This window comes from Caulobacter sp. RHG1 (genome assembly GCF_013181195.1).
In the GTDB taxonomy this organism is placed as follows: domain Bacteria; phylum Pseudomonadota; class Alphaproteobacteria; order Caulobacterales; family Caulobacteraceae; genus Caulobacter.
The window spans coordinates 584,308-598,648 of the sequence record NZ_SMZP01000002.1 but is presented as its reverse complement, the minus strand read 5'-3'; the positions used below and the strand labels follow the sequence as shown (position 1 = coordinate 598,648).

Below are 14,341 nucleotides of genomic sequence, written 5' to 3'. Positions count from 1 at the left end.
AGGGGCCGATTGAACGGGAGCCCGCCATGAATCTGGACTTCTCGCCCGAGGACGTCGCTTTCCGCGACGAGGTCCGCGCCTTCATCGCCGAGCACTATCCGGCGGGCCTGCGAGACAAGCAGGAAGAAGGCGAGGAGATGGCCAAGGAGGACTTCCTCTCCTGGCATCGCACCCTCGCCAACAAGGGCTGGGTCGCCCCGGCCTGGCCGGAAAAGTACGGCGGTCCGGGCTGGACCTCGGTGCAGCGCTACATCTGGTCGGAAGAAACCGCCCGCGCTGACTGCGTGCCGATCCTGCCATTCGGCATCAACATGGTCGGCCCAGTGATCTACACCTTCGGCACGCCGGAGCAGAAAGAGCGCTTCCTGCCGCCGACCCTGTCGGGCGACATCTGGTGGTCGCAGGGCTATTCGGAACCGGGCGCCGGCTCGGACCTGGCCAGCCTGAAGACCAAGGCCGAGCGCTTCACCGGCGATGACGGCAAGGAATATTACCTGGTCAACGGCCAGAAGACCTGGACCACCCTGGCCCAGCACGGTGACTGGATCTTCTGCCTTGTCCGCACCGACCCGACCGCCAAGATCCAGGAAGGCATCTCGTTCCTGCTGATCGACATGAAGTCGCCGGGCGTCACCGTCCGTCCGATCATCACCCTGGGCGGCGAGCACGAGGTCAACGAGGTCTGGCTCGAGAACGTCAAGGTGCCGGTCGAGAACCGCATCTTCGACGAGAACAAGGGCTGGACCTGCGCCAAGTTCCTGCTGGCCCACGAGCGCAGCGGCATCGCCGGCGTCGCGCGCTCCAAGCGCGGCATCGAGCGTATCCGCCAGATCGCCTCGGCCGAACTCAGCGACGACGGGCAGGCGCTGATCAAGGACCCGATGTTCAAGCGCAAGGTCGCCGAACTGGAGATCGACCTGACGGCGCTGGAATATACCGAGCTGCGCACCCTGGCCGGTGAAGCGGCCGGCAAGGGCCCCGGTCCGGAATCGAGCCTGCTGAAGATCAAGGGCACCGAGATCCAGCAGCGGATCACCGAACTGGTGCTAGAGGCGGCCGGCCACTACGACGCGCCGTACTTCCGTGGCTTCCCGAAGGACGGCGACAACGCCCACCCGATCGGCCCCGACTTCGCCCATCGCGCCGCGCCGACCTATTTCAACGTCCGCAAGACGTCGATCTACGGCGGCTCCAACGAGATCCAGCGCAACATCATCGCCAAGATGGTGCTGGGGCTCTGAGCTGAAACGCTAGCGCCCTTCCTTGCGGGGAGGGGCGCGCCTTCGTCGGACACGTCCTTGGAAGGCCGCTATATGTGCCTCGGGGTTTAAGAGAACAAAGGGATCAGGGATGGATTTCAACTTCACCGAAGAGCAGTCGATGGTCCGCGACACGGTCGCGAGCTTCCTGCAGGACAAGTACGACTTCGAGACCCGCCGCAAGATCGTCAGCTCTGACGCCGGCTGGCGCGCCGACTACTGGAAGGCCTTCGCGGAAGAGCTGGGCATCCTGGGCGCCTCGTTCAGTGAAGAGCTGGGCGGCCTGGGCGGCGGCGCCATCGACAACATGATCATCATGGAAGAGTTCGGTAAGGCGCTGGTCATCGAGCCTTACCTGGGCACGGTGGTGATCGGCGGCGGCTTCATGAAGCACTCGGGTTATGCGGGCGCGGCCTCGGTCATCGAGGGCATCGTCGGCGGCGCGACCACCATCGCCTTCGCCTATGCCGAGCCTCAGGCCCGCTACACCTGGCAGGACCTGAAGACCACAGCCAAGAAGGACGGGGCGGGCTGGACGCTGAACGGCCACAAGGCCGTGGTCGTAGGCGCGCCGTTCGCCACGCATCTGGTGGTCACCGCCCGCACCGGCGGCGCTCAGCGCGACGCCGGCGGCGTCTCGGTGTTCCTGGTCGATAAAAGCCTGCCGGGCATCGTCACCCGCGACTATCCGACCGTGGACGGCAGCCGCGCCTCGGAAGTCTATTTCGAGAATGTCTCGCTGCCCGCCGACGCCCTGATCGCCGAGGACGGCCTGCCGCTGGTCAACAAGGTGATCGACGAGGCCACCGCCGCCGTCGGCGCCGAAGCCGTGGGCGTGCTTCGCAAGCTGCACGAAGGCACGCTGGACTACGCCAAGCAGCGCAAGCAGTTCGGCACTTCGATCGCCAACTTCCAGGTGCTACAGCACCGGATGGTCGACATGTTCATCGAGCTCGAGCAGTCGGTGTCGATGACCTACATGGCCACCATCAAGCTCGACGAGAGCGACGCCGAGCGCGCCAAGGCCGTCTCGGCCATGAAGGTGCGTGTGGGCCGCGCCTGCAAGTTCGTGGGTCAGAACGCCATCCAGATCCACGGCGGCATGGGCATGACCGACGAGCTGGCCATCGGCCACTACTTCAAGCGCGCCAGCCTGATCGAGGGCCTGTTCGGCTCGGTCGATCATCACCTGAAGCGCTACGAATCCCTGTCGTTCGACGCGGCGGCCTGACGCCGCCTACGGACCGACGGCCTGAAACGCCGAAGCCGCCCGCGTCACGCTGACGCGGGCGGCTTTTGCTTGCGGGAGAGGCTTTCAAAGGGCGCGCGGGCCGATGATGGCGCGCAAAGCCTTGCTGTGCGCGAGATTGCAGAATTTGCATCGTGTACGGATTGTTGAATCGCGTGATTTCAAGGGCTTGAAATCGGATCGTCCGCACGCTGATATCATCCTTATACGGATAATTATTGCTTGCGGAGCCGAGCAAGGCGCGCATTTTCAAGTCTGACGCGCTGACGACTAGGAGGGGGAGAGCCCCTGTAAGCCGCGCGCGTCTCCTGGTCCTAACGGCTCACCTGGGAGACGCCGCCATGAACGTATCGAAGATGAACCACGCCATGATCTCGTTCGCCCTGATGGGCGGCATCCTGGTCGGCGACCGACCGGAGCGTCGGCGGCCATTCTGGCGTCGCTGGTTCAAGTAAGGGCGGCGGCGGTCAGGGCGCCTCCTGGTCCACGAAGCCGGCCACGCGCTCGGCGAAGTCCTCCGGCTTTTCGAGGTACATGAAGTGTCCTGTCGCCGGCACGGTCTCCAGCGTCGCGTGGGGGATCGTCTCGGCGACGGCCTTGGCCTGATCGAACACGTCCTGAATGTCGACTTCACCGACCAGCACCAGGGTCGGCGCCCGGATTTCGCTCAGGCGCGGCCTTGCGTCCGGGCCGGGGCGTTCCAGGTTGCGCCCTGCGCCGCTCAGGTTCTGCGGATTGGCCTTCAGCAAGGCGACGACCTTGGCGCGTTCGGCGTCGGCCGAGGGGCTCAGAATGTACGGGTCCTTCACCGCGCCTTCCAGATTCCCGGTCTTCAGCAGGGCGATCAGTTTCAGCGAGCGGGCGATGAAGCCCGCCGAAGGCTTGAAGCCGCTGACCCAGGGACCGGCCAGGACCAGGCCGTCGACGGCTTGAGGGTGGGCGAGGGCGAAGTCGATGGCGATGCCGCCGCCGGCTGAGGAGCCGACCAGCGTGGCGTGCTCGATCCCCGCCGCCTTCATCACTGTGGTCAGGTCGTCGACCGACGCGAACGGCGCCGTCGCGGCCGGCGTTCGGCCATAGCCCCGCCGATCGTAGCGCACGACCTTGAAGTCTCGGCACAGCCTGGGCCAGACAGCGTCGTAGGCGGCTGCATGCAGGATGCCGTCGTGTAGCAGGACGATAGCCCTGTCGCCGGTCCCGCAGGTCTCGTAGGCGATCTTGCCGGGCTCGACCTCAGCGATCGAGGTCTGGGCCTGGGCGGCGAAAGCCGAGAACGACAGGCAGCCGGCCGCAATCGCCCGAACGGGCGTCGAAAGTTTCATGGGGGTCTCCAAGAAAGAGGGGCGCGCGCCGTCAGCCGGCGCGTTTGAGGTCTTCGCCCACGATGTCGGGCGGCTGTTCGGGGTGGTATTCGAGGATGTCGCCCGGCTGGCAGTCCAGGAAGTTGCAGATGGCCTCGAGGGTCTCCAGCTTGAGGCCCTTGACCTTGCCGGACTTCAGCAGGGAGAGGTTGGCGTCGGTGATGCCGATCGCGCGGGCCAGCACGTTGGAGCGCACCTTGCGCCGGGCCAGCATGACATCGAGGCGCAGGATGATGGGCATCAGACGAAGGCCTCCCGGTCCGCTTCGATCTCACTGCCGATCTGCATGACCTGACCGACCACGAAGACCAGGAGGCCCAGGATGAAGGCCTGCACGCTGGCCATGTGCGCCCAGTTCTTGTCGATCTCATAGCCCGTGGCCGACAGAACGAGATGGCAGGCGAGCGGCGAGACGGCGTAGGCGCACAGCCAGGCCCCGACGCGCCCGAACCGGCGGGCGGCCTGGGCCGAGAACACCTCGCCCCGGGCGTAGCCGCTGAACAGGGCGCGCAAGCTCCAGAAGATCATCAGAATCGGCGTGGCCCGCACGATGCCGACAGCCACATAGACCAGGCGGTGAGGCAAGGGCAGGGAGCCGAACGCCACCGAATTGGGCGGGCCTTCGCCGATGTAGCAGTTGTCGGGACCGATCCGGACCAGCTCGCCCTTGTAGACCAGCATCGTCGCGATAGCGGTCGCGAGGAGCAGCCCGGAGAGGGCCAGCAGGCCGGCGAAGAGCCAGGCCGCCACGCGGCTGCCGATGCGGACGCGGCGTTGGGCGGCGCTTTCCGGCGGGGGTTTGGCCGGGGCGCTGTAGAGCGGCTTCAGATGCAGAACCGTGGCCATGGCATCCTCCATGGCGTCACGTTCAATTCTAAAAAACTTTCTGTCAATCGATAATATTGGGTCTCAGGGGCGGGCCGCGCGTTCATCGAAGGCTTCGCGGGCGGCCTCTATCTGGTCGAGATTGCGTTCTGCCCAGTGCCAGACCGGGCAGAAGGCCTCCGCGAGGGTGAGCCCCAGGTCGGTCAAACGGTATTCGACCTTGGGCGGGATCACGGGGTGGACGGTGCGGATCGCCAGGCCGTCACGCTCCATGTAACGCAGCGTTTGGGTCAGCATCTTCTGGCTGATGCCGTTGACCAGTTCGCCTACACGGGTAAAGCGCAGCTCGCCGTGCTCGGCCAGAACCTCGAGCACCAGCATCGTCCATTTGTCGGCGACGCGCCCGATGACGTCCTGGACCAGCGCCTCAACGCGCGGATCGGCGGTCAATCCCGTGTCGGGATCCGCGATCTTGGCGACGACATCTCCAGTCATGTCCATTTCTTTCCATTCGGTGCGTATGGATGGTTCTGGTGCCTACTTTCCATTCGAAAGTCATGACCCTAACTCGTCCAGGTCGAACATTTCCTGCAAGCGAGACCCCGCATGAACATCACTGGAAACACCATCCTGATCACCGGCGGCGGCTCCGGGATCGGTCGGGCGCTGGCCGAAGCCCTGCATGCCCGCGGCAACCACGTCGTCATCACAGGCCGCCGCGCCGCCGCCCTCGAAGAAACCTGCGCGGCCAATCCCGGCATGGCCTTCGCGACCCTGGACATCACCGATGCGGCCGCCATTCGCGCCTTCGCGGCCAAGGTGACCGCGGACCATCCCGCCCTGAACGTCGTCGTCAACAACGCCGGGGTCATGCTCGCCGAGGATCTGCTGGCGGACGCCTTCGACCTGGATACGGTCGAAACGACCATCGCTACCAACCTGCTGGGCCCGATTCGTCTGACGGCCGCCCTGTTGCCGCATCTGCGCGCTCAGCCCGCCGCGACCATCGTGACCGTCTCCTCGGGGCTGGCCTTCATTCCGCTGGCAGCCACGCCGACCTATAACGCCACCAAGGCGGCGATCCATTCTTGGAGCCAATCCCTGCGCCATCAGTTGGCGGGAACTTCGGTCGAGGTTCTGGAGCTGGCCCCGCCGGCCGTCGCCACCGACCTGATGCCCGGCCATGCCGAGAACCCCAACTCGATGCCTCTGGCCGACTACACGGCCGAGGTCATGGGCCTGATTGAGCGCCAGGAAACCCCGCGCGGGGAAATCCTGGTCGAGCGCGTCAAGCCGCTGCGCTTCGCCGAGGTGAACGGTTACGAGGCTGTCTTCAAGGCGCTGAACGGAAGTCACTAGGCTTCACGCGCTGGGCGCTTGCCCACGAAAAAGGCCTCCGCCGTCACCGGCGGAGGCCTTCTGGCATTCGGCGCTCAGCTTAGCGCTTGGCGGCCGTGTTGCAGTCGGTGACGGCCGCTTCGTCCAGGGCCGCGCCGCGGTAGGTGAAGGCGGTCAGTTCGCCCAGCTGGCCGGCCAGCTTGCGGCACGCGCGGCCGGCGGGCAGGGCCCGGGTCTTGGTCGTGGTGCAGGTGTCTTCCTTGCAGTGCCAGACCGAGCCGTCGTGGATGAATTGCGCCGCGGTGGCGGGCGTCTTCAGCTTCAGCGAGGCGGTTTCGTCGGCGGCGAAAGCCGGCGTCACGAGGCCAGCCATCAGGGCGCAGGCCGTCAGGCCCGCAAATAGAGCGGTACGCATTCCTTGGTCTCCTATCCCCGCGCCGGATGGGAGCTCCGACGCATAAGCGTGCGGCATCATGCTGCCGCTAAGCTTGCGGCCCATAGTTCGTTTCTTTTGAAAACTAAGTCAACTGCCGAAGCGGTTCTGCAGCGCCTGCCTGGAAGATTTCTTCGTCCCAGGCCAGCAGGGCCGGGGTGACGTCCTCGGCCTTCTCGACCGCGCGCCACGCGTCGGCCAGGCTGGGCGGGGTCAGGCGCGCTTCGATGGTGTGCGTGATCAGCGCGAACAGCGGATCCCAGAAGCCGCCGGGGTTATGGAACACAATCGGCTTCTGGTGAAGATCTAAACGGCGCCAAGATAGCAGTTCGATGATTTCTTCCAGCGTGCCGATGCCGCCGGGCAGGACGACGAAGGCGTCCGAGCGCTCGTACATCATCATCTTGCGCTCGTGCATGTTGTCGACGATCACCGTCTCGACGTCGTCGAACGGCTGCTCGCGGCCGCGCAGGAAGGTCGGGATGATGCCCTGAACCGCGCCGCCAGCCGAATGCGCGCCGCGAGCGGTGGCGCCCATCAGGCCCACGCCGCCGCCGCCATAGATCAGCTTCAGCCCGGCCTTGGCGAAACTCTCGCCGATCTTGAAGGCGTCCGTCAGGAAGCTGGGGTCGGCGTCGTTGGACGATCCGCAGTAGACGCAGACGGATCCCAGGCGGCTAGACTCGTTGGGCGTCATCGTCCACTCCACACATGAAGAAGGCGCGCCGGTCGCGCGCCCTCGCTTCATACCTATTTGAGGCCGCATGATCCGGATTCGCTCCCAGGCTTTCAAGTCGCAGTTCCTGTTGATGGGGCTAGCGGCTGGAATCCTTGCGGCTTGCGGTCCCGCGGCGCCGCGTGCGCCCAAGGCTGCGACCCCCGACAGCGCCGAGGCTGGCTATGTTGCGCCGCCGGTGGTCGAGAGCGCTCAGCATGCGCCGCATCGGGTCATGCTGTCGGGCGAGGGGACGCCGGACGCCGACGTCCGCCTGGGGTCGCCGACCGGCGAGGTGGTCATGGGCCGCACTGACGCTTTGGGGCGCTGGAACCTGTCGGTGCCCAACCAGCCGGGTGTGCGCTTGTTTGGTCTGTCGACGACGCGGGACGGCCGGACCGTCCAGGCCGAGGGCTATGTGATGATCGCCGAAGGGGGCGAGGTGGCGCTGCTGAGGGCCGGAGCGGGCGCGCTGCGCCTGACGGGCGGCTCATCCTCGCCGCGGATCCTGGCCGTCGACGTCGACCGCGAGGGCGGGGCGGTCGTCTCCGGCGTGGCCGCGCCGGGAGCGGGGTTGAACGTTCGCGTCGACCGCGTGACCCGTGGGGGCGCGAAGACCGACGACGCGGGGCGCTTCGTTATCTCGCTGAGCGACTCGCTGGCCCACGGCGCGCACGACGTCCAGGTCGGCGGCGAGGGCGGAGAGGACGGGGTGACGATCGTCACCTCGCCCCCGGCGCCGCTGACCGTTGGCCCCTCCCGCGCCGAGCGTACGGCCCAAGGCTGGCGGATTGACTGGATGACCCCCGGCGGCGGCGTCCAGACCACGCTGCTGATCGGGTCTTCCCGTTGAGAGGGATGGGCGGGCCGGCGTCGAGCGGTCGTGAGGCGACGCCGGGCGGGATCGCGGGGCCTGAGCAGACGGTGCGCTTCTGGAAGGCTATGGGCGATCTGGTTCAGCTGGTGCTGCGCTCCAAGGCCCCGGGCCTGCGCTGGCGGCTGAGTGTCGCGTTGGGCCTGACGCTCGCCGGCAAGGCCCTGGGCGTGCTGGCGCCGCTGATGCTGGGCGCGGCCGTCAACCGGCTGTCGGCCGGGCAAGGGGCGGCGGTTGCCGTGACCTGGTCATTCGCCGGTCTGGCCGTCGGCTGGGCCCTGATCCGTTTCGTCTCGTCCGCCGCACCGCAAGCTCGCGACGCCGTTTTCACGCCCGTGGCCCAAGCGGCCCAGAGTCGGGCGGCGATCGAGACCTTTTCGCACGCTCTGTCGCTGTCGATCGACTTCCACCAGTCCAAGCGCACCGGCACGCTGTCGCGGGTAATCGACCGTGGCGCGCGGTCGATGGACTTCCTGCTGCGCAGCCTGGTCTTCAACCTGGCCCCGACCGGAGTCGAGCTGCTGATGGCCGCCGCAGTGCTGGCCAAGGCCTATGACTGGCGGTTCGCGGCTGTCGCCTTGGCGACTGTGGTGACCTACGGCTACCTGACCTTCGCCATCTCCGACTGGCGGATCGGCCACCGCCGCGCGTTGAACGAGGCTGACGCCGAGGCCGCCGGCCGCGCTGTCGACGCCCTGTTGAACTACGAGACCGTCAAATCGTTCGGCGGCGAGGGGAGGGCCGTGGCGGGCTACGAGAGCGCGCTGGACCGTTACGGCGAGGCCCAGATCAAGTCGACCAACTCGCTGACCCTGCTCAACGTTCTGCAGTCGGCGGTGATGAGTCTTGGCCTGGGCGGCATGGCGGTGCTGGCTGGCATGGAGGCGTCGCAGGGGCGGATCGGGCCAGGTGATGTCACCGCCGCAGTGCTGATCCTGATCAACCTGTATGGCCCACTGAACATCCTGGGTTTTGCCTATCGCGAGATCCGCCAGTCGCTGATCGACATGGAGGCGATGCTGGAGCTGCGACGCCAGAGCGCCGACGTGGCCGATGCGCCGGACGCCGTCGACTTGCCGCCGTGCGCCGACCATCGCGGCGGGGCGGTGACCTTCGAGCAGGTGTCGTTCCGTCACGGCGCGCGGTCGGAAGGTCTGAGCGAGGTGTCGCTGGACATCGCGCCGGGGACGACCGTGGCCATCGTCGGCCCCTCGGGCGCGGGAAAGACGACCCTGGTGCGCCTGGCCCTGCGAATGATCGACCCGCAGGCTGGCCGCGTCACCCTGGATGGCCACGATTTGCGGGCGCTGACGCAAAGCTCGTTGCGCAAGGCCGTGGCGCTGGTCCCGCAGGATGTGGCGCTGTTCAACGACACGCTGGCCGCCAACATCGCCTTCGCTCGTCCCGGGGCTTCCGAGGCCGAGGTGTGGGCGGCCGCCGAGGCGGCGGAACTGGGCGAGTTCGTCCGCAACCTGCCCGAGGGCATGGCCACCAAGGTCGGCGAGCGGGGCCTGAAGCTGTCCGGTGGCGAGCGCCAGCGAGTCGGCATCGCCCGGGCGCTTCTCGCGGAACCCTGCGTGCTGATCCTGGACGAGGCGACCAGCGCGCTGGACAGCCGCACCGAGGCCGCCATCCAGGCGACCCTGCGCAAGGCCAGGATGGGGCGCACGACGCTGGTCGTGGCCCACCGGCTGTCGACGATCGCCGACGCCGACGAGATCGTGGTGTTGCGCCGGGGCAAGGTGGTCGAGCGCGGCCGCCACGAAGCCCTGCTGGCCGCGGGCGGCGAGTATGCGGCCCTGTGGCGTCGCCAGACCCGCGAGCGCGAGCCGGTCTAGAACCGTCGTCGGGCGGGGGCTATATCGACCCGGTCTTGCGAGGGAGTCTTTCGGCATGCGCTATCTGCACACCATGGTCCGCGTCCGCGATCTGGACGCGTCGATGCGGTTCTATTGCGAGGGACTGGGTCTCGTCGAAGCCTATCGCATGGAGAGCGAGAAAGGCCGCTTCACCCTGGTCTATCTGTCGGCTCCCGAGGACGCCGAGGCGGCCAAGGCCAACAAGGCGCCGCTGCTGGAGCTGACCTACAACTGGGACGACGAGGAGTATCTGGGCGGCCGCAACTTCGGTCACCTGGCCTATCAGGTCGAAGATATCTACGCCGCCTGCCAGAAGCTGGCCGACATGGGCGTGACCATCAATCGCCCGCCGCGCGACGGTCACATGGCCTTTGTGCGCTCGCCTGACGGCATATCGATCGAGCTGCTGCAGAATGGCCATCTGGAACCGGCCGAACCGTGGGTTTCGATGCCCAACACCGGCGCCTGGTAGTCTAGAAGCCCCTGGCGCGGGCCAGTTCCTGGAGGCGACGGGCCGGCGCGTCCGAGATCGCCTTCCACATCACCCGCGCCAATTCCAGCCGATAGACGGTCTTGTAGCCCATCACGAACGGCGAGCGCTGAGCCGCGCCCGGCGCTTCCTTGTTCAGGGCGTCGACCAGGTCCTGGCGTACGCTGCGAGCCTTGGGATCGAGTCCGCTGGGGGCGGGCAGGGAGATTGCACGGTCGATTTCGAGCGCTGCGTGGACGGCTGTGGCCACCAGCGCCGGCAGGCCCGAAATATCGGCGGGCGGGACGGCGCGCATCAAGAAGCTGGGTTGGGTGGTCTTCACGCCGACCTGTTCCTTGGTCAGCTCGAAATCCAAGGCGTTGGTCACGCGCTCCAGCGTCGCGGGCCAGTGATCGTCAGCAGTCGTCATGTCGTTGGCGTTCCCCCGACGCTCCGATAGCGGGGTTTGGTAAACGGGAAAAGCGCTGCCGCACTGGAAAAACGCCGGAGGAGACGCCAAATCGGGTCATCTCCCGTAACGAGGTTCCAGCATGTCGGATCTGTCCGCCTTCCCGATCACCCAGCGCTGGCCGGCCCAGCATCCCGACAAGATCCAGCTCTATTCGTTTCCGACGCCCAACGGGGTGAAGGTGTCGATCCTGCTGGAAGAGACGGGGTTGGCCTATGAGCCGCACACCGTCGACATTAGCGCCAACGAGACCTGGGGGGCGGAGTTCCTGTCGCTGAACCCCAACGGCAAGATCCCGGCGATCATCGATCCCAACGGCCCGGGCGGCAAGCCGCTGGCCTTGTTCGAGTCGGGCGCGATCCTGGTCTACCTGGCCGAGAAGTCGGGCAAGTTCCTCCCAGCCGACGCGGCTGGTCGCTACGAGACCTTGCAGTGGGTGATGTTCCAGATGGCCGCCATCGGTCCGATGTTCGGGCAGGTGGGTTTCTTCCACAAGTTTGCAGGCAAGGACTTCGAGGACAAGCGTCCGCGCGACCGCTACGTCGCCGAGAGCAAGCGCCTGCTGGGCGTGCTGGAAGATCGTCTGGCGACTCGCGCCTGGATCATGGGCGACGACTACACCATCGCCGACATCGCGATGCTGGGCTGGGTGCGTAACCTCGTCGGCTTCTACGGGGCCGGCGAATTGGTCGACTGGGCGTCGCTGAAGCACGTGCCGCGCTGGCTTGAAGCGGGTTTGGCGCGTCCGGCCGTGCAGCGCGGGCTGGAGATTCCAAAGCGTCCCTAGAATGGATCACGGCGCCTGCGGCGAAATGGCCGGAGGTCTCGAAATTAAGATCCAATTAACCATGAGGGATCGATTTTCGGGGCGTCTTCTTTGAGGACACCCCACCATCACTGACTTCAGCAGCTCGGCCGCAAGCCGGGCTGCTTTTTTGTAATTAGGCGCTTGCGTCGGGAGAGTGGGGCGGCTATCACGCGGCCTCTTCTGAGAGCGACCTGTTCCGCGGTAGCTCAGTGGTAGAGCAGCCGGCTGTTAACCGGCTGGTCGTAGGTTCGAATCCTACCCGCGGAGCCACTCTCTTCCTCTCGGAAGCGCCCCCAAATTCACATTTTTGGTCGCGACGACACGTCGCGCGTTTTGCCTGTGAATTCAGGACTTTCTGGGCTTGCGCCGACTCGGGGAGGCGGCTATCACCCGGCCTCTTCTTGAGAGCGACCTGTTCCGCGGTAGCTCAGTGGTAGAGCAGCCGGCTGTTAACCGGCTGGTCGTAGGTTCGAATCCTACCCGCGGAGCCACTCTCTTTCCCTGACAATCAGTCCCATCTGGGTTTCGACCGGATCGCCAGCGGCACCCCGCCGTCGGCATGGACGGACACGCGTTCGCCCTGGCGTTCGAAGGTCAGGTCGACAGTCTCGGACCCCACTCGCAGGTGCTCGATCTTCAGCCGGTCGATACCAATCGGCAGGCGCGGGTCGATCAGGACGATCTCGCCGCGATTGGCGTCGATGCTGATGCCCAGGCACGCCTGCAGCATCATGAACACCGAGCCGGCCGCCCAGGCCTGGGGCAGGCAGGCGACGGGGTAGGCGACCGGCGGCTCGCCCGGCGAGCGCGGGAAGCCGCAGAACAGCTCCGGCAGGCGCATCTGCATGTTGCTGGCGGTCTCGAACAGGGCCGAGGTCAGTTTGACGACGCCGTCGCGCTCGCCGTAACGGGAGAGGCCCATCACGCACAGCGCGGTGTCGTGCGGCCAGACCGAGCCATTGTGGTAGCTGATCGGGTTGAAGCGGGCCTCGCCCGTGGCCAGGGTCCGCACGCCCCAGCCGGAATTGAAGCTGGTCGACAGCAACTGTTCGGTGACTTTGCGAGCGCGCTCGGGCGAGACGAGGCCGCAGAACAGCAGGTGGCCGGGATTGGACGCCAGGGTCCGGCACAGCTGTCCCTGGCCATCGATGGCGATGCCGTAGTAGCCGCGCTCCTCCATCCAGAAGAGGTCTTCGACCTTCTCGCGCAGGCGTTCGGCCTTGTCGCGCCAGATCGTGGCCTGGCCGATTTCCCCACGCCGTTCGGCCAGACGCGCCATGCCGCGATAGGCGGCGAAGGCGTAGCCCTGCACCTCGACCAGGGCGATCGGGCCGGTGGGATAGCGGCCGTCGGTGTGGAAGACACTGTCCTCGCTGTCCTTCCAGCCCTGATTCGAGAGGCCGCTGTCCTGGCCGCGGGCGTAGTCGATCAGGCCGTCGCCGTCGCTGTCGCCGTCGTGCTCGATCCAGTGCATGGCTTTGCCAAGGGCCGGCCACAGCTCGTCGATCAGCTTGTCGTCGCCCGTCCGTTCCTGGTAGGCGCCGGCCAGGGCCACGAACAGCGGCGTGGTGTCGACCCCGCCGTAGTAGCGGCCGAACGGCACCTCGCCGAGCGCAGGCATCTCGCCCTTGCGGGTCTCGTGCATGATCTTGCCGGGCGCGCTGTCCCGGAAGGCCGAGCGCTCCTGGGCCTGATGGGCGGCCAGATAGCGCAGCACGCCCTTGGCCAGCGACGGCTCGAACCACAGGATCTGCCAGGCGGTGATGATCGCGTCGCGTCCGAAGGCGGTCGAGAACCACGGGATGCCGGCATAGGGATAGGGGCCGGTCTCCATCTTCGTCGTCAGCAGGGCCAGGTCCGAGCGCGACTTGCCCAGCCACTCGTTGAACAGGCGGCCGGAGCTGTTCATCCGCGCGCCGTGGCGGCGACGGGCGCGCATGTCCCAGCGGGCGCGGGCGGCGGCGTCGCGGAAGCGCTCGCGGCTGGGCGTGTGGCCGTCCACGACGCCGATCTCGATATAGAGTTCGGTTACCCCCTCGGCCTGCAGGGTGAACATGAACTCGGCCTTGTGCGGCCCGATGCGATAGGGCGCGTCCGAGAAGCAGATGAAGGACGAGCGCTCGACACCGTCCAGGCCGATATAGCTGTAGGCCACGCGGCGGCCGTCGACGTGGGGCGGGCCCTTGGTCCCCCGCTTGGCGCGATGGGTGCCGCGCACCTCGAACATGTCGCGGAAGTCGGCGTCGAACTCGACCGCCATCGGCAGCAGCACGGTGTCGCGACTGTAGTTCACGCAGCGAATGCGCTCGTACATCCGCTCGCCCCACAGGAAGCGCTTGCGCTCGATGTGCAGCACGCCCGGCGGTCCCATCCGCTCGCCCGGATAGGGCAGGGCCTGGTTGGTGCCGTTGCAGGTGAAGAAGACGTTGTCGTGCGCCACCGCCGCTGACAGCAGCGACGGGGCGCGACCGCCCAGGCTCAGGCGGTAGAACGACAGGATGCGGGTGTCGTTGTGGAAGAGGCCGTCACCCTGGCCGGCGATGTCGCCGAACTGGTCGGCGACGATGAACGTGTCCTTGTCCTTGAGGGCATAGAGATTCTGCGGCGCACGGACTTCCGCCGTGACCCCGTAATCGACCGGAGCGTCCAGCGCCGGTGCGAGATTCTCCATGACCCCTCCTA

At 66.7% G+C, this 14,341-nt stretch carries 16 protein-coding genes and 2 tRNA genes; 10 read left to right on the top strand and 8 right to left on the bottom strand.

What is annotated here, in order from left to right:
- Window positions 1-26: 26 nt before the first annotated feature.
- The 3 genes from E1H18_RS06595 to E1H18_RS26665 all read left to right on the top strand — a co-directional run bounded on the left by E1H18_RS06595 (window position 27) and on the right by E1H18_RS26665 (window position 2,963).
- Window positions 27-1,241, top strand: coding sequence for an acyl-CoA dehydrogenase family protein (locus tag E1H18_RS06595; RefSeq protein ID WP_172265046.1), 1,215 nt, complete (start codon window positions 27-29; stop codon window positions 1,239-1,241).
- Between the two features lie 109 nt (window positions 1,242-1,350).
- Window positions 1,351-2,490 (top strand): acyl-CoA dehydrogenase family protein, encoded by a 1,140-nt coding sequence (locus tag E1H18_RS06590; RefSeq protein WP_172265043.1) that lies wholly within the window; start codon window positions 1,351-1,353, stop codon window positions 2,488-2,490.
- Between the two features lie 359 nt (window positions 2,491-2,849).
- Window positions 2,850-2,963 (top strand): hypothetical protein, encoded by a 114-nt coding sequence (locus tag E1H18_RS26665; protein ID WP_370526442.1) that lies wholly within the window; start codon window positions 2,850-2,852, stop codon window positions 2,961-2,963.
- Between the two features lie 12 nt (window positions 2,964-2,975).
- Here E1H18_RS26665 and E1H18_RS06585 read toward each other — a convergent pair whose 3' ends face one another.
- From E1H18_RS06585 to E1H18_RS06570, 4 genes are all read right to left on the bottom strand, one after another.
- A complete protein-coding gene (locus E1H18_RS06585; RefSeq protein WP_172265040.1) occupies window positions 2,976-3,830 on the bottom strand; it encodes an alpha/beta fold hydrolase in 855 nt (284 codons plus the stop codon).
- Between the two features lie 31 nt (window positions 3,831-3,861).
- On the bottom strand, window positions 3,862-4,110 hold the full coding sequence (locus E1H18_RS06580; protein WP_172265037.1) for a helix-turn-helix transcriptional regulator: 249 nt from the start codon (window positions 4,108-4,110) through the stop codon (window positions 3,862-3,864).
- Window positions 4,110-4,715 (bottom strand): DUF2975 domain-containing protein, encoded by a 606-nt coding sequence (locus E1H18_RS06575; RefSeq protein ID WP_172265034.1) that lies wholly within the window; start codon window positions 4,713-4,715, stop codon window positions 4,110-4,112. Before E1H18_RS06575 ends, E1H18_RS06580 begins: the two co-directional genes overlap by 1 nt.
- A 63-nt stretch (window positions 4,716-4,778) precedes the next feature.
- On the bottom strand, window positions 4,779-5,195 hold the full coding sequence (locus E1H18_RS06570; protein ID WP_172265031.1) for a helix-turn-helix domain-containing protein: 417 nt from the start codon (window positions 5,193-5,195) through the stop codon (window positions 4,779-4,781).
- A 105-nt stretch (window positions 5,196-5,300) separates the two neighbouring features.
- On the opposite strand from E1H18_RS06570, the gene E1H18_RS06565 reads away from it, so the two are divergent.
- Window positions 5,301-6,053: an SDR family oxidoreductase gene (locus E1H18_RS06565; protein WP_172265028.1), complete on the top strand. Its 753-nt coding sequence runs from the start codon at window positions 5,301-5,303 to the stop codon at window positions 6,051-6,053.
- 79 nt (window positions 6,054-6,132) lie between these two features.
- On the opposite strand, the gene E1H18_RS06560 is transcribed toward E1H18_RS06565, so the two are convergent.
- Entirely contained in the window at window positions 6,133-6,447 is a 315-nt protein-coding gene (locus E1H18_RS06560) for a hypothetical protein (protein ID WP_172265025.1), read from the bottom strand.
- A gap of 103 nt (window positions 6,448-6,550) precedes the next feature.
- Entirely contained in the window at window positions 6,551-7,162 is a 612-nt protein-coding gene (locus E1H18_RS06555; RefSeq protein WP_172265022.1) for a TIGR00730 family Rossman fold protein, read from the bottom strand.
- Between the two features lie 67 nt (window positions 7,163-7,229).
- Between E1H18_RS06555 and E1H18_RS06550 the strand changes: the two genes are divergently transcribed.
- The 3 genes from E1H18_RS06550 to E1H18_RS06540 are packed head-to-tail and all read left to right on the top strand — an operon-like array spanning window position 7,230 to window position 10,385.
- A complete protein-coding gene (locus E1H18_RS06550) occupies window positions 7,230-8,033 on the top strand; it encodes a hypothetical protein (protein ID WP_172265019.1) in 804 nt (267 codons plus the stop codon).
- A complete protein-coding gene (locus tag E1H18_RS06545; protein ID WP_370526441.1) occupies window positions 8,030-9,892 on the top strand; it encodes an ABC transporter ATP-binding protein/permease in 1,863 nt (620 codons plus the stop codon). Before E1H18_RS06550 ends, E1H18_RS06545 begins: the two co-directional genes overlap by 4 nt.
- Before the next feature lie 55 nt (window positions 9,893-9,947).
- A complete protein-coding gene (locus tag E1H18_RS06540; protein ID WP_172265013.1) occupies window positions 9,948-10,385 on the top strand; it encodes a VOC family protein in 438 nt (145 codons plus the stop codon).
- A gap of 1 nt (window position 10,386) precedes the next feature.
- On the opposite strand, the gene E1H18_RS06535 is transcribed toward E1H18_RS06540, so the two are convergent.
- A complete protein-coding gene (locus tag E1H18_RS06535) occupies window positions 10,387-10,812 on the bottom strand; it encodes a hypothetical protein (protein WP_172265010.1) in 426 nt (141 codons plus the stop codon).
- 121 nt (window positions 10,813-10,933) lie between these two features.
- On the opposite strand from E1H18_RS06535, the gene E1H18_RS06530 reads away from it, so the two are divergent.
- From E1H18_RS06530 to E1H18_RS06520, 3 genes are all read left to right on the top strand, one after another.
- Window positions 10,934-11,638, top strand: coding sequence for a glutathione S-transferase N-terminal domain-containing protein (locus E1H18_RS06530; protein ID WP_172265006.1), 705 nt, complete (start codon window positions 10,934-10,936; stop codon window positions 11,636-11,638).
- A gap of 216 nt (window positions 11,639-11,854) precedes the next feature.
- Window positions 11,855-11,929: transfer RNA gene (locus tag E1H18_RS06525), tRNA-Asn, on the top strand.
- Window positions 11,930-12,075: 146 nt separating this feature from the next.
- Window positions 12,076-12,150: transfer RNA gene (locus E1H18_RS06520), tRNA-Asn, on the top strand.
- A gap of 17 nt (window positions 12,151-12,167) precedes the next feature.
- Here the strand turns inward: E1H18_RS06520 and E1H18_RS06515 are convergent.
- Window positions 12,168-14,330, bottom strand: a complete 2,163-nt coding sequence (locus E1H18_RS06515) for an amylo-alpha-1,6-glucosidase (protein ID WP_172265003.1) — start codon at window positions 14,328-14,330, stop codon at window positions 12,168-12,170.
- Window positions 14,331-14,341 lie beyond the last annotated feature (11 nt).